We start from the raw sequence: 21,808 nt of genomic DNA on the forward strand, positions 1-21,808 counted from the left end.
TCCGTAATGGCTGAGCTGCACAGCGGCCTTGGCGGGGACGCCGGACCAGCCGCGATGGGCGGCAGAGCAGCCCAGGACCTTGAACCTGCCACTGGCGGCCAGACGCCTGAACGGGCAGCTTCTGGTCTGGCCAGAAGCCGAGGCCGCAGCGCCCTCAGGTCCCTTCGCCTGCGCCAGGCACGCAGGCCTTCGCAACGCTGGCGATTCCCTCGCCCAGCAGACTGACCAGGCCGCAGCCCAGGCTACCCCGCCATTGCAGATAGTCGTGCCCGGCCGGGTATTCGACCTGCTCCAGCCGATACTCCTTGGCTCGCAGCACATCGCGCAGGTGCCGATTGGTGTCGAGAATCATCGGTCCTTCGAACAGGCCGGACTGCAGGTAGAAGCGCAGCGGCTGACGCGGCGCACCAGCGTACTCACGGATCAGCCAGCCGGGCTCCTCGCCTGGCCTTGACCACCAGTAGGAACCGGACATGCTCAGCACGTTGCCAAACAGTTCCGGATGTTTCAAGCCCAGGTAGGCCGATGCCAGGCCCCCATAGCTGGAGCCACCAACCACGGTCCGCGAAGCCACTGCGCCGATGCCTTGCGCGCGGGCCCACGGCATCAGCTCCTCGGCGACGAAACGGGCGAACTGCGGATTGGCTGGCAGCTCTCGCTGGCGGCTCTGGCTGCTCGGATTGGCGATGATCAGCGCTGCGGTGGGGGGAATGCGGCCCTCGGCAATCAGGTTGTCGAGTATCGTCGGCGTCGGCACCTGCCGGGTATAGGCATGGGCATCGAAAAGTACCAGCAAGGCCTGATCGGAATCACCCTGACGCCAGCCAGCCGGACGATACACATAGACATCCCGTTCGTTGCCTAGTAAGTGGCTGGCCAGACGTCGGCGTTCGAGCTGGCCGTGAGGGATGTCCGCACGCCTGACGATCCACGGCTGGGGCGCGGCATCGGGCAGTTCCAGCCGCGAGCGGGACAGCCAGGGATCATCGCCACTGTCGGCGGCAAAGATGGCCGGATTCAACGGGTCGCTGCGGGCAGTGGCCAGCAAGCTGCGCCGGTCGGGCGAAGGTGGTACGTCAGCCGCCAGCTGATAGCTGAGCCGGGCGCTGGCAGGCACCTCATAGCTGCGGTACCAGACATCGCTGACGCCCAGACGCAGCAAAGGGTCATGCTTGCCGGACGGCGAACCGAAGATTTTCACGTCATGCTTTGCGCCCCGCCAGAGGAAGGTCACCAGACGCAGGTCAGGTCTGCCTGGGACTGGTTCGACCAAAGGTGTGCCCTGCTGTTCGCGCAGGCTCCAGAACGCTTGCGTGGTGCCGCCCTGGGCAAGATGTCCAGCCAGCTCTCGCAGTGTCGGGCTGGCCAGGGGTGCAGCCGATTGCTGGGGTCGCGCGCTGGCTGGCTGGATCCGCTCCAGTTCCAGCGTGAAGCGCTCGCCCGGCCTGGTCGGGATGGCCTCGGCGCGCAGCCGGAACTGTCCCTGCGCGGGGGCGACGAACATGAAGTCACGGTTCTGGTCGAGTCCGTCGACCAGCAGTCGCAAGGGTTTCCCTTCGCCATCGAGCAGGCGCAGACTGACGTCGCCGTCGACCCGACCCTGGACGAAATCCCTGTCCCGGAGGGCGAGCCGCCAGGCTGCCGACTGCCGCTCGTCGACACGGCCCTCGACCGTCTGGCCCACCTGCAGCAATGCGGCATTCGCAACCATCGCGGCACCGGAACAGGCGGCAGCCAGCAACAAACTACAGCCCAAGCGAGTAAGTCGATGCATGTTCTACCTCAGAAGTCGATGCTGGCCGACAGTTTCAGCGTGCGCGGCTCGCTGACCGTGGCGAAGCCCGGGTTGAACACGCCGGCCCAATAGGCACGGTTCTCGACGTTCTCCAAGCTGGCGCGCAGCGTCACATCCTTGCTCAGCATCCTTGTCGAGTAGCGCGCGCCGAGGTCATAGCGTGTCCACTGCGGGATCTTCAGCTGGTTGGCTTCCTCCAGGTACTGGGAGCTGCTGTGTATCGCCAGCGTGGTCAAGGTCAGGCCCTCGACCCAGGGCAGGTCCCATTCGGCGGCGAGATTGGCCGACCAGTCCGGCACGCCGCGGGCACGATTGCCGTCGTAGGTACCGTTCTGGGTCCTGGTCAGCTCGGCATGGGTATAGGTCACGCCACCGAGCACCCGCACGGAGGGCGTGATGGAGCCGAACATGTTCCACTCGACACCTCGGTTGCGCTGCTCACCATCGTCGGAGGTACGGTTGCTGACGATGTCAGTGATCAAGCTGGGCTTGTCTATCTGGAAGGCTGCCAAGGTGTGGGTGAAGGTGCCCATGTCCCACTTGACCCCCACCTCGGCCTGCTTGGCCTTGTATGGCGCGAACTGTTCGCCGTAGTTGACCGTGCCCACCGGAGCGGTGCCGCCTTGGGTGAGGCCTTCCATATAGTTGGCGTACAGCGAGATCGACAGGTCCCATGGCTTGAGCACGATCCCCACGGCGGGCGTCAATGCACGTTCGTCATAGGAGGGACTGCTCATTTTCTGCCTTACCCGCTGCGAGCGTACTCCCAACGTCAGCAAGACTCGGTCATCGATGAAACCGAGCGTATCGGCGACCGCGAAACTCGACAGGGTATTGTCACCGGTCTGCTCGCTGGAAGGATGATCATCAGCGATGAGCGCCGGGCGCGGCCGATAGATGTTGGTGATATAGCTGGGCCCGGTGACCGTAGGCGCACGACCGATATCCTGGTGCAGCAGGGAAGTGCTCAGGACCAGCTGGTGGCTGATGTCGCCGGTCATGAAGTTGCCGCGCAAGCCAGCCTCGGCCGACAGGCTGTGAGTGTACCCGGCCTGGTTATAGGTCTGCCCCCGCGCATCGCCACTGTCGTTCAGCACCACCGCGCGGGTGCCGTTGAGGAAACCATCGTAGCGGGTTCGGGAGTGTCCGACACTGGCGTAGGCGCTCCACGCAGCGTCGAATCCGTATTCGCCACGCAGCAGCACGGCCTTGCTGACTTGCTTGGCATGGATGCCGTCGAGAATGTTGGTGTCCGGCTTGGGCGCTTTGGTCACATGCCCGAGCGTGGAGAATCCAACCATCATCGGGCTGCCGTTCTCGAGTTTTTCGTGGGTTTCGTAGGCGTCCAGCTCGAGCTTCCAGCCATCGCCACGATAATCCATGCCCAGCGAGGCCAAAGTGCGATCCTTGCTCTGATCATCCACGCCAGTGTCGCCTGTGCCATGGACGGCATTGAAGCGGATGCCCAAGCGCTGCTGCGGACCAAAGCGACGGCTCAGGTCGACATGCTCGGCCCAGTAGCCGTCGGAAACATAATGAGTCGTCAGACGCGTCAATGGTTGTTCGCTGGCGCGCTTGGGCACCAGGTTGATCACTCCGCCAACCCCACCACTGGGCGCCATGCCGGTGAGTAGCGCACCAGGCCCCTTGAGCACCTCCACCCGCTCGAGGAACTCGGTCGGGACATGCCCATCGGGCGCCAGCCCGTACATGCCGTTGAGGGCCAGCTCGGTGGAGTCCAGGGCATAGCCGCGCACCATGAAGTTCTCGTAGGCATGACCTTCGCCGGTACTGAAGCGAATCGATGGGTCATTGCGTAACACGGCACCGACAGTGCCGCTCTGCTGGTTCTCCATGTGCTGGGCGGTGTAGCTGGTGATGTTGAACGGCGTATCCATGATGTCGTGGTTGCCCAGCAAGCCCAGCTTGGCGCCCCGCGCGACCTGACCACCGCTGTAGGTGTCAGGCAGGTCGCTGGCGAAACCGCTTGCGCTGACCGTGGTGGCGCCCAACGAAAGGATGCCATCCTGCGCGGTATGGCGCAGGATGATCACGTCCCCTTCCTCCATAGCCACCAGCTCGCTGCCAGCCAGCAGTCGCTGCAGCGCCTGCAGTATCGTGTAGCTGCCCTGCAGGGCCGGCACGCTGCGTCCGGCGGTCAGTCTGCTGTCAGCCGCGATGGCCATGCCTGACTCATGCGACAGAGCATGCACTGCAGCCTCCAGAGACTGGCTCGGCAGATTAAGGATCAACGTCCGGCTGTCAGCCATGACCGCGCCATGGGCGAGCAGCGCACTGCTGCCTAGTGCGCAGGCCAGCACCGAGCGACGCAGGGTTCCGGGAAAGCGGGTTGGAGCGGCCTGGGCAGGGAAAAGCGGCATGATCTGTCCTTGCAGAAGTGAAGTTCACTGCTGATGACGCCCCAGGATCGATCTACCCCTCAGTGTTGTTTCCACGTATCAGCATGCGTCTTGTACCACCCTGCTCGACCAGGCGCAGCGGCAATATGCTTGGCAGCGACCGTAGCAGTACATGCGGCCGATCGCTGGGGAAGCTCCCGGTCAGGCGCAGTTCTGCGGCCGCGGGGTCCAAGCTCAGCGGCACCTCCAGATAGGCATTGAGTTCATCGACCACTTCGCTCAACGGCGCATCGGTGAATGACCACCAGCCGCGCTGCCAGTGCCGGAAATCCGGCCCCAACTGCGCGCCGACCTGTACCTTGCGCAAGCGTCCCTGGTCATCCAGGCAGATGCGTTGCCCCGCTTGCAGCACCTGCTCGCCCCCGTGCAGGTCACGTATTCGCACCCGGCCGCGCGCCACAGCGACCTGTACCCGCGCACCTCGGTCATGCACGGTGAAGGCCGTACCGAGAACTTCGACGCTGCCCAGGCGGGTGGTAATCAGGAAGGGCCGCCAGCGCTCATGGGCAACATCGAAATAGACATTGCCATGCAGCAGCAATACCTGGCGCTGATCCTGATCGAAGCGTACCCGCAGATTGCTTTCGGCGGCGACCAGCAGGCGGCTGCCATCAGGCAACGACAAGTCGCGCGCGGCTTCGGCATGCGCGGTGCGCACATCCTGCTGGTATGGCTGGGTCCGCCGATACATCCAGCCCAGCCAACCGCCAGAGGCCAGCAATATGGCCAGCGCGCTGCCCTGGCGCAGCAGACGCCGACGAGCAGGGTCGCAGGGTTGCGGCTGTAGCGTGGCTCGCAACTGCGGAGCCAGGCGATGGACCATCTGCCAACGCAACAGCGCTTCCTGCCAGGCCCGCTCATGTTCCTCATCCCGGCGACGCCAGTGCTGTGCCTGGATCTCCACCTCGCGGGCGCGCTGCTGGTCGTCGCCATGCAACGCCGACAGATAGGTCAATGCTTGCTGCACTTTGCGTGGCGCGACGGGCTCAGGCATGACTGGCGGCCAGACGCAATTCGGAAAGATCGAAGACAGCCCTGCCGATATGCAGTTCCACGGCCTTGGCCGACAGCCCCAGCGCCTCGCAGACCTCACGATGACTTTGGCCATGCAGCCTGACCCTGACGAACACCTCGCGACGCAGACGTGGCATACGCTCAATACGAAGGATCAACTGCTGCAACTGTTCGCGGGCGAGCAAGATCTGCTCGACGCTCGGGCTCAGCACCTCGGCCCTGGCCAGCCAGTCTTCGAGTGCCGCCAGCTCGGTGCTGCGCCGACGATGGCGATCGATGCACAAATTGCGCGCCGCCTGGAACAGCAAGGCCCGGGCATTGAGCACCGGAGCGGTCATCGCATGCGCATAGGCCTGGGCGAAACTCGACTGGGCGATATCGGCGGCGTCATCGTGGTTGCGCAAGCGACCGCATAGATAGCCACGCAAGTCGCTATAACTGGCCAGCAGTTCATGGACGACCGCCTGGAAGGCGGGCGTGGAGCCAGCCCAGGCACTAGAGGGGGATGTCATTCGCGAGAGTCAGCCGGATACAGGAATGGTAATTCCTATCATTCTCACACAGGTGCGTATCACGCGGCCAGTGGCCACGATGGCCCAGCATGGCCATCGCCCCACAACAAGCGGCACCATGCCCAGCCGAATCGAGACTCGGTCTCGCTCAATGATCGTGGTGCAGATAGGCAGCCTGCCTGGGCAGGCGCAGGCTGAACAGGAAGGCCACGGCCATCATGACGGTCACGTACCAGTAGAACGTGTTCTCCATGTTCAGCGACTTCAAGCCCAGAGCCACGTACTCCGCCGACCCGCCGAACACGGCATTGGCCACGGCATAGGCCAGGCCGACGCCGAGCGCGCGTACCTGCGGCGGGAACATCTCGGCCTTGACCAGGCCGGCGATCGAGGTATAGAAGCTGATGATGCACAGGGCCACGGTCACCAGCACGAATGCCATCAACGGGCTCTCGACGGACTTCAAGGCCATCAGCAAGGGAACGGTGAACAGGGTTCCCAAGGCGCCGAACAGCAGCATCGAAGCCCTTCGACCGATACGATCGGACAACATGCCGAACAACGGCTGCAGGCACATGAACAGGAACAGCGCGCCGGTCATCACGTAGCTGGCCTGCTTGGCCGGCATGCCGGCGGTGTTGACCAGGTACTTCTGCATGTAGGTAGTGAAGGTGTAGAAGATCAACGAGCCGCCCGCCGTGTAGCCAAGCACGGTGACGAAGGCTGCGCCATGATGGCGTAAAAGTCCGCCGATGCTGCCCGCTTCCTTGTCCTGGCGGGTTTCGGCGCTGCTGGTTTCCTCCAGCGAACGACGCAGCATCAACGAGATCAACGCCGCCACTGCCCCTACCACGAAAGGAATGCGCCAACCCCAGGCACGCAGCTCTTGCTCGCTGAGCAGCTGCTGCAGGATCACCACCAACAGGACCGCCAGCAACTGGCCGCCGATCAGGGTGACATACTGGAACGAAGCGAAGAATCCCCGCTGTCCACGCAGGGCAACCTCGCTCATGTAGGTCGCGGTGGTGCCATACTCGCCGCCGACCGAGATCCCTTGTACCAGGCGCGCCACCAGCAGCAAGGCTGGCGCCCAGGCTCCGATGCTGGCATAGGTGGGCAGGCAGGCGATGACCAGCGAGCCGAAGCACATCATCATCACTGAAATCATCAGCGAACTCTTGCGTCCCCGGCGATCAGCCAGGCGACCGAAGAGCCAGCCGCCGATCGGGCGCATCAGAAAGCCCGCGGCGAAGACCCCGGCGGTATTGAGCAGTTGTACCGTAGGATCGTCGGACGGGAAGAACGCCGGAGCGAAATAGATGGCGCAGAAGGCATAGACATAGAAGTCGAACCACTCCACGAGGTTACCGGACGAGGCGCCCACGATGGCGAAGACGCGCTTGCTGCGCTCTTCGCCGGTGTAATGAATCGAAGTCATGTGTGTCTTGCTCCTGAAGAGTCACTGCAGGTCTAGACACACTAGGTAACATTTGCGTTCCCTGCCGCCACGCCGCCTACCCGGTCAGCCCGGCGCTCTCAAGCGAACAGCTGCGCGCACAGTTCGCGACTGGCGGCCAGCAGCACGGGCAGGAAACGTTGCTCGAGCTCGCCTCGACTCACGCGCCCTACGTGGGTACTGACATTCAGCGCGGCCAGAACCTGGCCCGAAGCATCGTAGACAGGCACGGCAATGGAGCGCAGGCCTTGCTCCAGTTCCTGGTCGACCACGCACCAGCCTTGCTCCCTGACCTGGCCGATGCAGGCCAGCAGGGCCTGGGGCTCGTGCAAGGTGCGGCTGGTACGCGGCTTGAGGTCGGCGCGCTCGAGATACTCGTGCAGGCTGGCGTCATCGAGCGCGGCCAGGAGAATACGTCCCATCGAAGTGCAATAGGCCGGCAAGCGTCCACCGACGGAAAGGTCCACCGAGATCAATCGCTCCTCTGTGGCCGAACGCGCGATGTAGAGAATGTCGTCCCCTTCGAGGGTCGCCATGTTGGCGGCCTCATGCAGCTGCTCGCTGATACGATCCAGGTAGGGCTGGGCCGAGACCGCTAGCGGCGTCGAGGACAGGTAGGCATGCCCGAGGGTGAGCACCTTGGGCGACAGCGAATAGGTACGTCCGTCGGTCGTGGCGTAGCCAAGCTTGATCAGCGTGTGCAGGCAACGCCTGACGGCCGCGCGAGGGATTTCGGTCCGATGGCTGATCTGGGCGATGGTCAGGTGGCGCTTGCGCTCCTGGAACGCCTGAATGACCGCCAGCCCTCGCGCCAGTGACGTCATGAAGTCCGGATCGCCAGTGAACGCCTGGATCCGCCTTGCCGGTGACGCGATGATCGGTGGCGCCAGGCCGGTCGAGCCGCTGCCCTGCGCCTGTGTATCCACGGCAGGCGGCTGCACGTTTGTCGGGTCTTGCATGACTTCACCTCTGGAAAAGCACAGTTTGTGCGATTATCGAACGAACGACCGATAATCGCAATTGACCACGCGCAATTTTGCTTATACCTTTCTCCTGCCACCTGTGGCTTCTTTGGAGAGACTGGTCAGGTACCCACCGTAAGAAGTCCCGAGGCACGGTCTCGCCTCCCAGCGAGGCCGTTTTTTCATCTTTCAAATTTCCGAACTTTCCTACATACGCTGTATCCCATAAGTAACTGACGAGCTACTTGTTCAAGCAGGACCCGAATGATTTCGCATTTCTCCAGTTTGACAGGGGCTGCAAGATCCCCAGAGAATCGATAGTTGCTATAATCGCCTCATCGAAGCGAACACTTCGTTCTTCCGGACTTGATCTCGGAGCCTCCATTGCGGCTCGTTGCGCCCCCAGGCGTGCCAAAGCCCAGGTGAAGCCCGGGGCGCCCTGAGCGAACAGGCATCTGGAAATGTCTTGCTACGACAGACGAATCGTCCTGGCGACGTAGCCGCCTGCATGTGCATGGCGAAACCAGGCAACACTTTCCACTTTGCAGGTACTACTGTGACGAAAGAAGAACTGCGCGCAGAACTAGAGCGTCAGGCCGACCGTTACAAGGAAGTCTACGGCGGCGAGATCACCACTTATGCCGCTCAACCCGAACCCGAACGCAAACCTTGGCGCAAGCGTTCGACCATCCTCGACCAGGCATTCGCCCAGGAACTCGAGAAGATGGAAAAGGAACTGCGCACCGAAAAGGACTGAAGCGCATCATCGCCACAGCCATCTTTACACCAGGCTGGCGGGTGAAATGGGATCACACAAATTTCATACGACCGTTTGAAATTTCGTGCAAATCGATTTTCCCTGGGTTTTGCCTGCAAGTCCCGGTTTTTACGCACCTTCTCTCGACCGGTTTCGCATCGGAATATCGGGTCGCGCAGATACGGCACGCGGGTCGGTGCGTCCGTCGGTCGTAGGCGGGGGCATCGATTCCACTGGTTTTCTGGCATAATCGCGCCCCCCTATGACCGCCAGACAAACTTCATGATCGATTTATTCAGCGGACTGGATGCCTGGGTAGTGGTAAGCCTCGTGCTCGCCGTGACCTTCGTGCTCGCCTTCGAGTTCATCAACGGCTTTCATGACACCGCCAACGCGGTAGCCACTGTCATCTACACCAAAGCCATGCCGCCGCACCTGGCCGTGTTCCTGTCCGGCGTGTTCAATTTCCTGGGCGTACTGCTCGGCGGGGTCGGCGTGGCGTATGCCATCGTCCACCTGCTGCCGGTGGAGCTGCTGATCAACGTCAATACCGGGCATGGGCTGGCCATGGTGTTCTCGCTGCTGGCTGCCGCCATCGCCTGGAATCTGGGCACCTGGTACTTCGGCATTCCGGCATCGAGCTCGCATACCCTGATCGGTTCGATCCTCGGCGTGGGCCTGGCCAATGCCCTGATCACCGACATCCCATTGGGGGACGGTGTCAACTGGCAGAAGGCGATCGATATCGCCATGTCGCTGGTATTCTCGCCCCTGGCAGGCTTCGCGATCGCCGCGCTGGTCCTGATCGGCCTGAAGTGGTGGCGTCCGCTATCGAAGATGCACAAGACTCCCGAGCAGCGTCGCAAGCTCGACGACAAGAAGCACCCGCCGTTCTGGAACCGCCTGGTACTGGTGATCTCGGCCATGGGCGTGAGCTTCGTGCACGGCTCCAACGACGGCCAGAAAGGCATCGGCCTGATCATGCTGGTGCTGATCGGTATCGTCCCGGCGCACTTCGTCCTCGACCTGGGTAGCACCACCTACCAGATCGAACGCACCCGCGATGCGACCCTGCACCTGAGCCAGTTCTACCAGCGCAACGAAGCCACCCTGGGCGAGTTCCTGGCCCTGGGCAAGGGCAAGACGAGCGACCTGCCCGAACAGTTCAGCTGCAATCCGCAGCAGACCGAGCCGACCATCCACGCGCTGCAGAGCGCGCTCAAGGGCGTGACGGACTATCACGCCCTGGCGGCGGAAAAGCGCATCGAAGTGCGCCGGTACCTGCTCTGCCTGGACGACACGGCGAAGAAGGTCGGCAAGCTGCCAGGGCTGGATGCCCGCGAGAAGTCCGACCTGGAAAAACTGCGCAAGGACCTGACCGCCACCACCGAGTACGCGCCGTTCTGGGTGATCGTGGCCGTTGCACTGGCCCTGGGCATGGGCACCATGGTCGGCTGGAGACGCGTGGTCCTGACCGTCGGCGAGAAGATCGGCAAGCAGGGCATGACCTACGCCCAGGGCATGTCGGCGCAGATCACCGCAGCCTGCGCCATCGGCATGGCCAACGTCTTCAGCCTGCCGGTCTCCACCACCCACGTGCTGTCCTCCGGCGTTGCCGGCACCATGGTCGCCAACAAGAGCGGTCTGCAAGGCGGCACCATCAAGACCATCCTGCTGGCCTGGGTGCTGACGCTCCCAGCCTCCATGGGCCTGGCGGCCGCGCTGTTCTGGCTGGCCTCCAAGGCCTTGGGCTGACCGGGCGGCAGCGGCAAGCCGCAGGCCGGCCGCGAGCTGCGAACAAAGCAGCCAGCATTGCGATGAAGCAGGTGTACGCACAGTTACAGCGGTGCGCCTGCTCCAGCTTTTAGCGTGCCGCTTGCAGCTTGCCGCCCAAAGTCCCTCAAGTTTTGTCACATATCGGCCGATACCTGCTGTTGATGTCAACGCAATGCCAGGACCGGACCCGATTACGCCATGAACAAAAGCCTGCGATTCAGCCACAAGATCCTGCTGGCAGCCTCACTGATCGTGATGCTCGCCTTCACCCTCTTCACCCTCTACAACGACTATCTCCAGCGCAACGCCATACGCGACGACCTGGAGAGCTACCTGGCTGAAATGGGCGAGTCGACCTCGACCAATATCCGCAACCTGTTCGATGGCAGGATCAAGCTGGTGGAAAACCTGGCGCAGAACATTGCCAACGAATCCGCCGATGCCGAAACGCTCATGGGCCAGAATGCCCTGATCTCGAGCTTCCTCACCGTCTACCTGGGACGCACCGACGGCCGCTTCAGTGTCCGCCCCGACGCCAAGATGCCCGATGGCTACGACCCCAGGACACGTCCCTGGTACAAGGACGGCATGAATGCCAGCAGCACCATTCTCACCGAGCCCTATATCGACCTGACCACCAACAAGATGGTCATCGGCATCCTTGCCAATGTTTCCCAGGAGATTGGCGTGGTCGGCGGCGACCTGGCGCTCGATGGATTGGTACAGATCGTCAATTCCCTGGACTTCGGCGGCATGGGCTATGCGTTCCTGGTCAACGACCAAGGCAAGATCCTGGTGCATCCAGACCAGAAGCTGGTCATGAAGTCGTTGTCCGAGGTATTCCCGCAGCAGACGCCCAGGCTCAGCCGTGAGTTGACGGAAATCCAGGCCAATGGCGAAACGCGCCTGCTCACCTTCACGCCGATCAAGGGCCTGCCCTCGGCCAACTGGTACCTGGGCCTGTCGGTGAACAAGGACAAGGCCTTTTCCATGCTCACCACCTTCCGCAACTCGGCCGTGATCGCCACGGTGGTGGCGGTGGTCATCATCATCGCCCTGCTCGGTCTGCTGATCCGCGCCCTGATGCAACCGCTGCACACCATGACGCGCGCCATGGAAGACATTGCCGAAGGCGAAGGCGACCTGACCAAGCGCCTGACCATCCATCATCAGGACGAGTTCGGCATCCTTGGCAGTGCATTCAACCGCTTCGTCGAACGTATCCACGGTTCGATCAGCGAGGTCTCCTCGGCCACCCAGCAGGTCAACGAAGTCGCGCTGCGCGTGATCAGCGCCTCGAATTCCTCCATGGCCAACTCCGACGAGCAGGCCAATCGCACCAACAGCGTCGCGGCAGCGATCAATGAACTCGGCGCGGCTGCCCAGGAAATCGCCAACAATGCCGCCCAGGCTTCTCAGCATGCCAGTTCGGCACGCCTGCTGGCCGAGGAAGGCCAGCAAGTGGTCGGCCGCAATATCCAGGCGATGAATCGTCTCTCCGACCTGATCGTCACCTCCAGTGCGCATATCGAGACGCTCAACAGCAAGACCGTCAATATCGGCCAGATTCTCGAGGTGATCACCAGCATCTCCCAGCAGACCAACCTGCTGGCGCTCAATGCCGCCATCGAGGCGGCCCGTGCCGGCGAGGCCGGACGCGGCTTCGCCGTGGTGGCCGACGAGGTGCGCAACCTCGCCCACCGGACTCAGGAGTCTGCACAGCAGGTCCAGGCGATGATCGAGGAGCTGCAAGTGGGCGCCCGCGAGTCGGTCGACACCATGGGCCAGAGCCAGCGCCACAGCCAGGACAGCAAGGAGATCGCCAACCAGGCCGGCGAGCGCCTGGACAGCGTGACCCAGCGCATCGGCGAGATCGACGGCATGAACCAGTCGGTCGCCACCGCTACCGAAGAGCAGACCGCCGTGGTCGACTCCATCAACATGGACATCAACGAAATCAACATGCTCAACCAGGAAGGCGTGGAGAACCTGCAGGCCACTCTGCGTGCCTGCGCCGACCTGGAACAGCAGGCGACCAGGCTCCAGCAGCTGGTGGGCAGCTTCCGGATCTGAAGCTGCAAGCTGCAAGCTGATCGTGTCGATCCTTCTGGCGGCGCTGATCCAGGGAACGAGTCGCTGACAAAGGCGGCTCGGTCCGCTTTGGCTTGAGCTTGAGGCTTGGCGCTGGCGGTGGTCGGATCGAACGAACTACCCTTCCGAAAGGTCAATCCTTAGGCGCGTCATCTCCGGTTCGTTACAACCGGATGACAGACCACCTAGACGATCCCGGAGGGATGCTGATCGTGCACATCGCTGACATTACCATGTTTTACGCCCCGGCCAGCGGGGGTGTGCGTACCTACCTAGATGCCAAGCACCGTCGCCTGGATGCGATGCCAGGCATTCACCATAGTCTCCTGGTCCCCGGCCCCAGCGCCAGCGACGCCAATGGCGTCTACAAGGTGCCGGCGCCGGCACTACCTTTCAGCAACGGCTATCGCTTCCCGGTGCGCCTGGCGCCCTGGTGCAATGTGCTGCGCCGGCTGCAGCCGGATCTGATCGAGGTGGGCGATCCGTACCTCACGGCCTGGGCAGCGCTCGAAGCCAGGCGCAAGCTCGATGTGCCGGTCATCGGTTTCTATCATTCGGATTTGCCACTGCTGGTGAGCAACCGCATGGGCAACTGGTTCACGCCCAACGTCGAGGCCTATGTCAGCAAGCTCTACGGCAACTTCGACCGGGTCCTGGCCCCCAGCCAGGTCATGGCCGACAAGCTCACGCGCCTGGGCGTCAAGGAAGTCCATGTGCAACGCCTGGGGGTCGACCTGGTCACCTTCAATCCTGAACAGCGCGATACCCAGTTGCGCTCACGCCTGGGCATCCCGGACACGGCCCGGTTGCTGGTGTTCGCCGGCCGTGGTTCGCGCGAGAAGAACCTGCCGGTCCTGCTCGAGTGCATGCGCCAGCTCGGTCGACCCTACCACTTGCTGTTGGTCGGCTCGAGCATGCCTACCGCAGTGCCGGACAACGTTACCGTCATCAACCGCTTCTGCCCTGCCGCGGAGGTCGCCAGCATCTTCGCCAGCGCCGACCTGCTGGTGCATGCCGGCGACCAGGAAACCTTCGGCCTGGTGATCCTCGAAGCCATGGCCAGCGGCACCCCGGTGGTCGCGGTGCGCGCCGGGGCGTTCGGCGAGCTGGTCAACGAGCAGTGTGGACGCTTGTGTCGCCCCAACGACGGCAAGGCAATGGCCGAGTCGGTCCGCGAAGTGTTCGAGGCCGGTGCTCGCAAGCTCGGCGTACAGGCTCGCCGACATGTCGAGCAGCAGTACTCTTGGGACAACGTGGTCAACGGCCTGCTCCAGCACTATCAGGCAGTGCTTGGCCACCAGCCCGAGGTGCTCGCGCATGCCTGAGGCAACTGGCAAGACACGCAGCCTGATGGTCGTGCTGCACGATATCGCTCCGGAAACCTGGCCAGACTATCGCCCCTTCGTCGAGGCCATGGACAGTCTCGGGCAGGTGCCGATGACCTGGCTGGTGGTACCTGACTTCCATCATCGCAACGCCCTGTCGCGCTCGCCAGACTTCTGTCGCTTGCTCGAGCAGCGCCTGGCCAAGGGCGACGAGCTGGCCCTGCATGGCTACTACCATGCCGACGATGGTCCGCCACCACGCAACCCGGCCGAATTCTTCATGCGCAGGATCTATACCCACGAAGGAGAATTCCACAGCCTGGACCGCGAGCGCGCACTGGAGCGCCTTCATGCCGGCATGGCGCTGTTCGAGCGCCAGGGCTGGCCGTTGGCCGGGTTCGTGGCCCCGGCCTGGCTGATGAGCGAGGGGACCCGCCAGGCACTCAGGAGCCTGCCGCTGCGCTACACCAGTACGCCGCAGCACCTTTACACACTGCCCGACTTTACCCCCATCACCGCTCCAGGCCTGGTCTGGAGCGCGCGCAGTGCCTGGCGCCGCGGGCTTTCCAGAATGGTCTGCGAATGGCAGCGCCAACGCCTGCGCCATGCCGATAGCCTGCGCCTGGGCCTGCATCCGGTCGACATGCGTCACCGGATGTCGCGCGACTACTGGCTGGAAACCGTGCGAGCGTTGCTCGATCAAGGCCGCGTCCCGATGACCAAGTCGACCTGGCTGGACCATAGGTCCGCTGCATGAGTCGTCTCGCCTGGCTGGTGCTTGCGCTGGTACTGGCCGTGCTGGTGCCTGCCTGGCTCGGCGGCAGCGAGCTGCTGGCCCGCCTGCGGGCCTTCCCGCCCGGCCTGATGACCGGGCTGCTGGGCATGATCATGGTGTGCTGGCTGCTCAATGCCTTGCGCCTGCGCCTGCTGCTTGGCCAGCAAGGGTCACGGCTTGGGCTGTTCAAGAGTGTCGGCGTGGTGATGGCGACCGAGTTCGCCATCTGCACCACGCCTGGCGGCGGGGGTGGCCCTGTGGCCCTGATCGCCTTGCTCGCGCGCGAGCGCATCGATGCGGCACGCAGCGGCGCCGCCTTCGCCATGGACCAGCTCAACGACTTGGCGTTCTTCATCTGCGCCATGCTGGGCATCGCAGGCTATGCGCTGTTCCACAGTCTCGGACGAAGCCAGGAAGCCATGCTGATCAGCAGCGCCGTGCTGCTGTGTGGTGCCTTGGCGGCAATCGTCGCGCTGCTACGCTATCGCCGCCCGGTCATGCGTTTCAACGGTCGCCTGCTGCGACGCCTGGGCCTGTCCCGGCCGAGGCGCCGACGCTGGGCGCGCAAGGTGCTGCATTTTCTCCGCGCGCTGGCTGAAACCTGGAGCCTGCCCAAGCGCACCCTGGCCTTGGTATTCAGCCTGACGTGCGCCCACTGGGGCCTGCGCTACAGCGTGCTGTACCTGGTGCTGCGCGGCCTGGGTACTGACCTGCAGTGGATACCGAGCTTTCTGGTCCAGATGCTGTCGCTCAGTGCCGGCCAGTTCAGCCTGCTGCCGGGAGGCGCCGGGGCCGCCGAGCTGACCTCGGCTACCTTGCTGGCACCCCTGGTCGGCAGCTCGACGGCAGCGGCAGCGATCCTGATCTGGCGCGTGGTCACCTACTATTTCTATCTGTTTGCCGGCGGGCCGGTCTTCGTCTGCCTGCTGGCTCGGCCGCTGCTGGAACGCTGCCGTCGGCAGGCGGGTTGAGCTGCTGCCAGAGTTCGGCGGCTCCGGGAAACTCGGTGCCCTCTGCTTCGCTCAATGCCTCCAGGTCATAGCGCGCAAGGCAGCCCTCGCCCAGCACCGGCGCAAGCTTGCCGGCGGCCTTGTCGCGTGGATCGGCCATAGCCCTGCCGCCTCAGTCGAAGACCACGGTCTTGTTGCCATGAACCAGCACGCGATCTTCGAGGTGATAGCGCAGGCCACGAGCCAGCACCATCTTCTCCACATCGCGACCGAAACGCACCATGTCGTCGATGGTATCGGCGTGGCTGACCCGAACCACATCCTGCTCGATGATCGGCCCGGCATCCAGCTCCTCGGTCACATAGTGGCAGGTGGCTCCGATCAGCTTCACGCCGCGCAGCGCCGCCTGATGATAAGGCTTGGCTCCTACGAAGGACGGCAGGAAGCTGTGATGGATGTTGATCACCTGGCCCGCATGCTCCTGGCACAGCTCCGGCGGCAGGATCTGCATGTAGCGCGCAAGCACGATCACATCGGCGTCATGCGCCTTGACCAGCCGTGACACCTCGGCGAAGGCTGGCTGCTTGTTGCGCGAATCGACCGGTACGTGGAAGAACGGAATGCCATGCCATTCGACCATGCTGCGCAAGTCATCATGGTTGGAAATCACGCAGGGGATGTCACAGTCCAGTTCATCGGTGTGCCAGCGATGCAGCAGGTCGGCCAGGCAGTGGGACTCGCGGCTGGCCATCAGCACGACGCGCTTCTTCTGCGCCGAGTCGGTGATCTGCCAGGTCATGGAAAATGCTTCGGCGATCGGCGCGAACGCTTCGCGGAACCCTTCGATGTCGAATGGCAGGGACTCGGCGCGAATCTCATGGCGCATGAAGAACCAGCCGCTCTGCTCATCGGAATGGTGGCTGGCTTCGGTAATCCAGCCGTTATGGGAGGCCAGGAAATTGCTGACTTTGGCCACGATTCCTACACCATCGGGGCACGCAATCACCAGTCGGTAGGTGCGCATGAAAGAACTCCAGGAAACTTCGCAAAGGGGCCTATTCTAGCGACTGCCGAGGAAATCTGCAGTAACGTTTGACCGACATCTTTTGTCAGACCAAGCTCCTGCCAAGGGGCTGGCGAGGAATCATCTGTCGGAAAAGGCGAATTCCGAGACACTTTGTGAATTTTTCTTAACCTGCAAGTACATCTTCTAGTCTGCTTAATGACAACCAACCTTGTTTTAATTGTTTACTTGCCAGTATGGCATGTTTATTATTGAGCCCACTGTCTCTCTGAAGATCCATCAAGGAATTCATCATGTCGCTGATTAACGAGTACCGTGCTACCGAAGAAGCCATCAAGGAACTTCAGGCCCGTCTGGCCAACCTGTCGCAAGACGACAAGCTGAAAAAGGAACTGGAATTCGAGGGCAAACTGCGCGCCCTGATGGGGGAGTATTCCAAGTCCCTGCGTGACGTGATCGCCCTGCTCGATCCGGACTCCAAGCTCAGCAAGGCGCCGCGTGGCAATGCCAAACCGACCGTTACCAAGCGTGCGCGCAAGGTCAAGCAATACAAGAACCCGCACAATGGCGAAGTCGTCGAAACCAAAGGCGGCAACCACAAGACCCTGAAAGAGTGGAAAGCCAAGTGGGGCAGCGACGAAGTCGAAAGCTGGTCCACCCTGCTGGACTGATCGTCGTTCACCGCGGCTATCGATATTAAAAAAACGCCAGCCTGCTGGCGTTTTTTCATTGCGTTGCTAGAGCTGGAATAACCCCTTCAATTGCAGGGCGTGTTTCCTCCAGGCATCCAGCACCCTCCGCTGGGCTTCGCTCGCACTGGCCCAAGCCCCTTGCCAGGCCATTTCGAATTCGGCCAAGGTATTCGGCGCGCCCATGCGAGGATCGCTCAGGCGTTGCTGGCAGAATACTAGCCAGCGTTGCCGCTCTTGCGCATCGAGGGTCTCGTTGAAGTTTCGTGCTCGATAGCGAAACAACAGCTCCGGCATTCGCGGATCATCGAAGATCCATTGTTCCAGTGACAGTTGCCCTGGATCCCGCTTGCGAACTTGTTCACACAGGCGGCGATCCCGATCACCAAGAAAACCCTGATACAACTGTTGTTCCGGGTCTTCATGAGGTGCGTGCTCATCGGTCGCGAAGATCCAGGCAAGCTTGTCCTGCCAAACAGCAACCTGCTGGGTCAAGTGTTCACAGCGGCTCCGATAGAGTGCCATGTCGAGCCCCAGTCGCTCCTGGTCCGATGCGCGCAAGACCGACAGGGGCGCCAGTACCGGGCACCGATTGACATGGACCAACTTCAACGGAACGGGCAATTGTCCTTCCGCCATGTCCCCATGGCGCATATACAGGCGCTGGCGCAATGACTCTGCACTTTCCTCGGTCAACGGCGTGCTATCCAGATGCAAGTCGCAGACTATCAGTGCGTTTCGGTTGCGCGGATGCCAAGCCAATGGCAGCACGACGCCAAGGTAATTGCGCTCGGCCGAGAAGCGCCCGCTGACATGTACCAGCGGTTGCAGGAGACGGACCTGTTCCATGACCTTGTTCTTGGCGCGCAGATTGAACAACCATTCATAGAGCCGTGGTTGGCGCTCACGGATCAGCCGTGCCAAGGCGATGGTCGCACGCACATCCGACAGTGCTTCGTGGGCATTGCCATGCTCGAGGCCATTGGCTTCGGACAGCAGCTCCAGGCGCAGGCTGGTACGGCCGTCCTGCCGTGGCCAGACGATACCTTCCGGGCGCAAGGCATAGGCGGTACGCACCACATCGATCAAGTCCCAGCGGCTATTGCCGCCTTGCCACTCGCGCGCGTAAGGGTCGAAGAAGTTGCGATACAGACTGTAGCGAGTCACCTCGTCATCGAAGCGCAAGGTGTTGTAGCCAGCGGCGCAGGTCCCGGGACGAGCGAGTTCTGCATGAACTCGCGTCATGAACTCGGCCTCGCAGAGGCCGCGGCTTTCCAGGTGCTCGGGGGTGATGCCGGTCACCAGGCAGGCCGCCGGGTGCGGCAGGATGTCATCCGCCAGGCGGCAGTAGAGATTGATGGGCGCCTCGATCTCGTTGAGTTCGAAGTCGGTTCGCACGCCGGCCATCTGCAACGGGCGGTCGCAGCGGGGGTTGATACCCGTCGTTTCGTAGTCGTGCCAGAAGATGCTGGGTCTCACGGGGTCGTCCTGTAGCAAGATCGACCAGAGTCTAGGGCGACTCGTGCGGCGAGACCAGTGTCAGGCAGAGGCGCTCAGGGAGTTGAAACTGAAGTAGTCGCGCAAGGTGCGAACGAAATCGTTGTATTCCTGTGGTGCCTGCAGCAGCATGAAGCCCGAGTCGTAATGACCAGGCATCTGGTCCTCGCGGCACCACAGGCAGCTGGCCGTCAGGTTGATGAACTGCCAGCCGCCACCCGACAGCGGGACCCTCAGTTGCAGCTCGAAATCCGGCCCGACCAGCACCGGCAGTTCGCTGATCACCATCAGCCCGGCCTCTGACACATTGCCCAGGTAGCCCAGCAGCTGGTCGGTATAGCGATTGTAGACCGTAAGGTACAGCGGAAGCTGGTGACGCTCGATTTGGCGCTCGGTAAACATGGTCGAAATACTGTCCTTGCCGTGATGTCAGGCGTTCTGGATTCGTTTGATCGTTGCATCCGCTTAACAGTTTAGTCCAGCTCGTCCAATGCTTTTTACAGGTTTGTCGAGACCTTGGAATTAACGCCAAGGTTTGGTCACCGTTGGCCGCGATATAGCAGATTCCGTGCCACGATAGTGGCCCAGTTGTTCGAGCGTTTGCAGGCGGGCCTGGGCCCGGTAGGCATATTCGTTGCCTGGGTAGCGCTGGATCAGGTAACGATAGGTCTGCGCGGCGTCGACATAGAGCTTTTGCCTTTCCAGGCACTGGCCTCGCAGCAGGCTCACTTCGGGATGAACGAACGGTCGGGCACGGCTGGTGCGGTCCACCTGGGACAGCTCGAGCATCACGCGCTCGCAGTCGCCACGGTCATAGGCGCGATAGGCATTGTTAAGGTGATTGTCCATGGACCAGCGGGTACATCCGGCCGCGCTGGCGACCAAGGCTACAACGATAAGGGCTCGCATGGGGCTTCTCCTCTTGCTGGGTACTGTATCGGCCAGCTTGCCGATAACTGCAGTTGCGAGCTGCAAGTCAAGACGGACCGGGTCGCCCTGGCATGCGACACCATCTTGCAGACCGGCGTCGCTAGCACAATCGACACGATCAGCTTGTAGCTTGCGGGTTGCGGGTTGCCGTTGCCCGCCCTCGCCAGCCGCTGGTAGTGCAACGGAACAATGACTACAGCGCGATTGAGGAGTAGCCTTTCGCTGCGCTTCACTATAGGAGTCTGTGCATGACTATCCGCCGTACCAAAATCGTCGCCACCCTGGGCCCGGCCAGCAACTCGCCGGAAGTGATCGAACAGCTGATCCTCGCCGGCCTTGACGTGGCACGCCTGAACTTTTCCCACGGCACTCCCGACGAGCACAAGGCCCGCGCCCGCCTGATCCGTGAGATTGCGGCCAGGCAGGGTCGCCATGTGGCGTTGCTGGGCGACCTGCAGGGCCCGAAGATCCGCATCGCCAAGTTCGCCAACAAGCGTATCGAACTGAAGATCGGTGATCGCTTCACCTTCTCCACCGCCCATCCGCTGACCGATGGCAACCAGGAAATCGTCGGTATCGACTACCCGGACCTGGTCAAGGACTGCGGCGTCGGCGACGAACTGCTGCTCGACGACGGTCGTGTGGTCATGCGCGTCGAGACCGCCACTGCCGATGCCCTGCATTGCGTGGTGATCGTGGGCGGCCCGCTGTCCGACCACAAGGGCATCAACCGCAAAGGTGGCGGCCTGACCGCACCGGCCCTGACCGAGAAGGACAAGGCCGACATCAAGCTGGCCGCGGAGATGGACCTGGACTACCTGGCGGTATCCTTCCCGCGCGATGCCAGCGACATGGAGTACGCGCGCAAGCTGCGTGACGAAGCAGGTGGCAGCGCCTGGCTGGTGGCCAAGATCGAACGTGCCGAGGCCGTGGCCGACGACGAGACCCTCGATGGCCTGATCGCCGCTTCCGACGCGGTAATGGTGGCGCGGGGCGACCTGGGCGTGGAAATCGGCGATGCCGAGCTGATCGCCATCCAGAAGAAGATCATCCAGCACGCGCGTCGCAACAACAAGGCGGTGATCGTCGCGACCCAGATGATGGAGTCGATGATCCAGAACCCGATGCCGACCCGGGCGGAAGTGTCCGACGTGGCCAACGCCGTGCTGGACAACGCCGACGCCGTCATGCTGTCGGCCGAAAGCGCCGCGGGTGCCTACCCGATCGAGGCAGTCCAGGCCATGGCCCGTATCTGCCTGGGCGCCGAGAAGCACCCCACCAGCCAGAAGTCCAGCCATCGCCTGCACACCACCTTCGAGCGCTGCGACGAGAGCATCGCCCTGGCGGCCATCTACACGGCCAACCACTTCCCGGGCGTCAAGGCGATCATCGCGCTGACCGAAAGCGGCTATACCCCGCTGATCATGTCGCGCCTGCGCTCCCACGTGCCGGTCTACGCCATGTCTCCGCACCGCGCCACCCAGGCGCGTGCCTCGCTGTTCCGCAACGTCTATCCGATTGCCTTCGAACCCGCCTCGCTGCCACCGGAAAAGGTCAGCCAGGCAGCCGTGGACGAACTGCTCAAGCGCGGCCTGGTGCAGCAAGGTGACTGGGTGATCCTGACCAAGGGCGACAGCTACCACACCATTGGCGGCACCAACGGGATGAAGATCCTGCATGTCGGCGACCCGCTGGTCTGAGGCCGGTTGCCTGTCCGGGGTCGCTTCGCGGCCCCTGTCGCGGCCGGTTCCCATGCCAGCCCAGCGGGCGCAGCTCGCAAAACCGTGGGAGCCGGCGTGCCGCGATCGGGCCCGCAGCGGCCGCGAGACCAGGCT

General features: G+C 62.7%; 17 protein-coding genes and 2 pseudogenes. 9 read left to right on the plus strand and 10 right to left on the minus strand.

All coding sequences use genetic code 11. The features are described 5' to 3' along the window. Positions 1-154: 154 nt before the first annotated feature. From ACY8GK_RS11390 to pcaR, 6 genes are all read right to left on the minus strand, one after another. On the minus strand, positions 155-1,711 hold the full coding sequence (locus tag ACY8GK_RS11390; RefSeq protein WP_462401306.1) for an alpha/beta hydrolase-fold protein: 1,557 nt from the start codon (positions 1,709-1,711) through the stop codon (positions 155-157). 71 nt (positions 1,712-1,782) lie between these two features. Beyond that, positions 1,783-4,176, minus strand: a complete 2,394-nt coding sequence (locus ACY8GK_RS11395; RefSeq protein WP_462401307.1) for a TonB-dependent siderophore receptor — start codon at positions 4,174-4,176, stop codon at positions 1,783-1,785. A gap of 52 nt (positions 4,177-4,228) precedes the next feature. Next, positions 4,229-5,209 carry a FecR family protein gene (locus tag ACY8GK_RS11400; RefSeq protein ID WP_462401308.1) on the minus strand — a complete coding sequence of 327 codons (981 nt, stop codon included), beginning with the start codon at positions 5,207-5,209 and terminating at the stop codon, positions 4,229-4,231. Beyond that, positions 5,202-5,741, minus strand: coding sequence for an RNA polymerase sigma factor (locus tag ACY8GK_RS11405; RefSeq protein WP_196177300.1), 540 nt, complete (start codon positions 5,739-5,741; stop codon positions 5,202-5,204). The genes ACY8GK_RS11400 and ACY8GK_RS11405 overlap by 8 nt, the downstream gene beginning before the upstream one ends. Before the next feature lie 148 nt (positions 5,742-5,889). Next, a complete protein-coding gene (locus ACY8GK_RS11410) occupies positions 5,890-7,179 on the minus strand; it encodes an MFS family transporter (protein WP_196177298.1) in 1,290 nt (429 codons plus the stop codon). A 98-nt stretch (positions 7,180-7,277) separates the two neighbouring features. Beyond that, positions 7,278-8,156, minus strand: a complete 879-nt coding sequence (gene pcaR / locus ACY8GK_RS11415) for a pca regulon transcriptional regulator PcaR (protein WP_230375731.1) — start codon at positions 8,154-8,156, stop codon at positions 7,278-7,280. Between the two features lie 559 nt (positions 8,157-8,715). Here pcaR and ACY8GK_RS11420 point away from each other — a divergent pair. From ACY8GK_RS11420 to ACY8GK_RS11450, 7 genes and pseudogenes are all read left to right on the plus strand, one after another. Further along, positions 8,716-8,916 carry a hypothetical protein gene (locus tag ACY8GK_RS11420; RefSeq protein ID WP_462401309.1) on the plus strand — a complete coding sequence of 67 codons (201 nt, stop codon included), beginning with the start codon at positions 8,716-8,718 and terminating at the stop codon, positions 8,914-8,916. Positions 8,917-9,198: 282 nt separating this feature from the next. After that, entirely contained in the window at positions 9,199-10,671 is a 1,473-nt protein-coding gene (locus ACY8GK_RS11425; protein WP_196177294.1) for an inorganic phosphate transporter, read from the plus strand. Positions 10,672-11,034: 363 nt separating this feature from the next. Beyond that, positions 11,035-11,907, plus strand: a pseudogene (locus tag ACY8GK_RS11430) (HAMP domain-containing protein); the annotation flags it as partial. A 261-nt stretch (positions 11,908-12,168) separates the two neighbouring features. Continuing rightward, positions 12,169-12,765: pseudogene (locus ACY8GK_RS11435) on the plus strand (methyl-accepting chemotaxis protein); the annotation flags it as partial. 221 nt (positions 12,766-12,986) lie between these two features. Next, entirely contained in the window at positions 12,987-14,108 is a 1,122-nt protein-coding gene (locus tag ACY8GK_RS11440) for a glycosyltransferase family 4 protein (RefSeq protein ID WP_196177291.1), read from the plus strand. After that, positions 14,101-14,865, plus strand: a complete 765-nt coding sequence (locus tag ACY8GK_RS11445; RefSeq protein ID WP_196177289.1) for a DUF2334 domain-containing protein — start codon at positions 14,101-14,103, stop codon at positions 14,863-14,865. Before ACY8GK_RS11440 ends, ACY8GK_RS11445 begins: the two co-directional genes overlap by 8 nt. Next, on the plus strand, positions 14,862-15,854 hold the full coding sequence (locus tag ACY8GK_RS11450; RefSeq protein WP_462401310.1) for a lysylphosphatidylglycerol synthase transmembrane domain-containing protein: 993 nt from the start codon (positions 14,862-14,864) through the stop codon (positions 15,852-15,854). The genes ACY8GK_RS11445 and ACY8GK_RS11450 overlap by 4 nt, the downstream gene beginning before the upstream one ends. A gap of 151 nt (positions 15,855-16,005) precedes the next feature. Here the strand turns inward: ACY8GK_RS11450 and purU are convergent, their stop codons facing one another. Continuing rightward, positions 16,006-16,857: a formyltetrahydrofolate deformylase gene (purU, locus tag ACY8GK_RS11455; RefSeq protein ID WP_462401311.1), complete on the minus strand. Its 852-nt coding sequence runs from the start codon at positions 16,855-16,857 to the stop codon at positions 16,006-16,008. Between the two features lie 293 nt (positions 16,858-17,150). Between purU and mvaT the strand changes: the two genes are divergently transcribed. Further along, a complete protein-coding gene (mvaT, locus tag ACY8GK_RS11460) occupies positions 17,151-17,528 on the plus strand; it encodes a histone-like nucleoid-structuring protein MvaT (protein WP_196177283.1) in 378 nt (125 codons plus the stop codon). A 66-nt stretch (positions 17,529-17,594) separates the two neighbouring features. Here the strand turns inward: mvaT and sbcB are convergent, their stop codons facing one another. The 3 genes from sbcB to ACY8GK_RS11475 all read right to left on the minus strand — a co-directional run bounded on the left by sbcB (position 17,595) and on the right by ACY8GK_RS11475 (position 19,952). Then, complete coding sequence (sbcB, locus tag ACY8GK_RS11465; protein ID WP_462401312.1) at positions 17,595-19,025, minus strand: exodeoxyribonuclease I; 1,431 nt, start codon at positions 19,023-19,025, stop codon at positions 17,595-17,597. Positions 19,026-19,085: 60 nt separating this feature from the next. Beyond that, positions 19,086-19,445 carry a PilZ domain-containing protein gene (locus ACY8GK_RS11470; RefSeq protein WP_196177279.1) on the minus strand — a complete coding sequence of 120 codons (360 nt, stop codon included), beginning with the start codon at positions 19,443-19,445 and terminating at the stop codon, positions 19,086-19,088. Positions 19,446-19,565: 120 nt separating this feature from the next. Further along, positions 19,566-19,952 carry a tetratricopeptide repeat protein gene (locus ACY8GK_RS11475; RefSeq protein WP_462401313.1) on the minus strand — a complete coding sequence of 129 codons (387 nt, stop codon included), beginning with the start codon at positions 19,950-19,952 and terminating at the stop codon, positions 19,566-19,568. A gap of 269 nt (positions 19,953-20,221) precedes the next feature. Between ACY8GK_RS11475 and pyk the strand changes: the two genes are divergently transcribed. After that, positions 20,222-21,673: a pyruvate kinase gene (gene pyk / locus ACY8GK_RS11480; protein WP_196177275.1), complete on the plus strand. Its 1,452-nt coding sequence runs from the start codon at positions 20,222-20,224 to the stop codon at positions 21,671-21,673. The last annotated feature ends 135 nt before the right edge of the window (positions 21,674-21,808 follow it).

This window comes from Pseudomonas sp. Marseille-QA0332, from assembly GCF_054950175.1.

Excerpts from the sequence above, each read along its gene's own strand:
- pcaR (WP_230375731.1), bottom strand. The coding sequence starts at position 8,156 with ATGCAAGACCCGACAAACGTGCAGCCGCCTGCCGTGGATACACAGGCG.
- ACY8GK_RS11410 (WP_196177298.1), bottom strand. The coding sequence starts at position 7,179 with ATGACTTCGATTCATTACACCGGCGAAGAGCGCAGCAAGCGCGTCTTC.
- ACY8GK_RS11440 (WP_196177291.1), top strand. The coding sequence starts at position 12,987 with ATGCTGATCGTGCACATCGCTGACATTACCATGTTTTACGCCCCGGCC.
- ACY8GK_RS11425 (WP_196177294.1), top strand. The coding sequence starts at position 9,199 with ATGATCGATTTATTCAGCGGACTGGATGCCTGGGTAGTGGTAAGCCTC.
- ACY8GK_RS11395 (WP_462401307.1), bottom strand. The coding sequence starts at position 4,176 with ATGCCGCTTTTCCCTGCCCAGGCCGCTCCAACCCGCTTTCCCGGAACC.
- ACY8GK_RS11450 (WP_462401310.1), top strand. The coding sequence starts at position 14,862 with ATGAGTCGTCTCGCCTGGCTGGTGCTTGCGCTGGTACTGGCCGTGCTG.
- ACY8GK_RS11470 (WP_196177279.1), bottom strand. The coding sequence starts at position 19,445 with ATGTTTACCGAGCGCCAAATCGAGCGTCACCAGCTTCCGCTGTACCTT.
- pyk (WP_196177275.1), top strand. The coding sequence starts at position 20,222 with ATGACTATCCGCCGTACCAAAATCGTCGCCACCCTGGGCCCGGCCAGC.
- ACY8GK_RS11475 (WP_462401313.1), bottom strand. The coding sequence starts at position 19,952 with ATGCGAGCCCTTATCGTTGTAGCCTTGGTCGCCAGCGCGGCCGGATGT.
- ACY8GK_RS11390 (WP_462401306.1), bottom strand. The coding sequence starts at position 1,711 with ATGGTTGCGAATGCCGCATTGCTGCAGGTGGGCCAGACGGTCGAGGGC.
- ACY8GK_RS11400 (WP_462401308.1), bottom strand. The coding sequence starts at position 5,209 with ATGCCTGAGCCCGTCGCGCCACGCAAAGTGCAGCAAGCATTGACCTAT.
- ACY8GK_RS11445 (WP_196177289.1), top strand. The coding sequence starts at position 14,101 with ATGCCTGAGGCAACTGGCAAGACACGCAGCCTGATGGTCGTGCTGCAC.
- mvaT (WP_196177283.1), top strand. The coding sequence starts at position 17,151 with ATGTCGCTGATTAACGAGTACCGTGCTACCGAAGAAGCCATCAAGGAA.
- ACY8GK_RS11405 (WP_196177300.1), bottom strand. The coding sequence starts at position 5,741 with ATGACATCCCCCTCTAGTGCCTGGGCTGGCTCCACGCCCGCCTTCCAG.
- purU (WP_462401311.1), bottom strand. The coding sequence starts at position 16,857 with ATGCGCACCTACCGACTGGTGATTGCGTGCCCCGATGGTGTAGGAATC.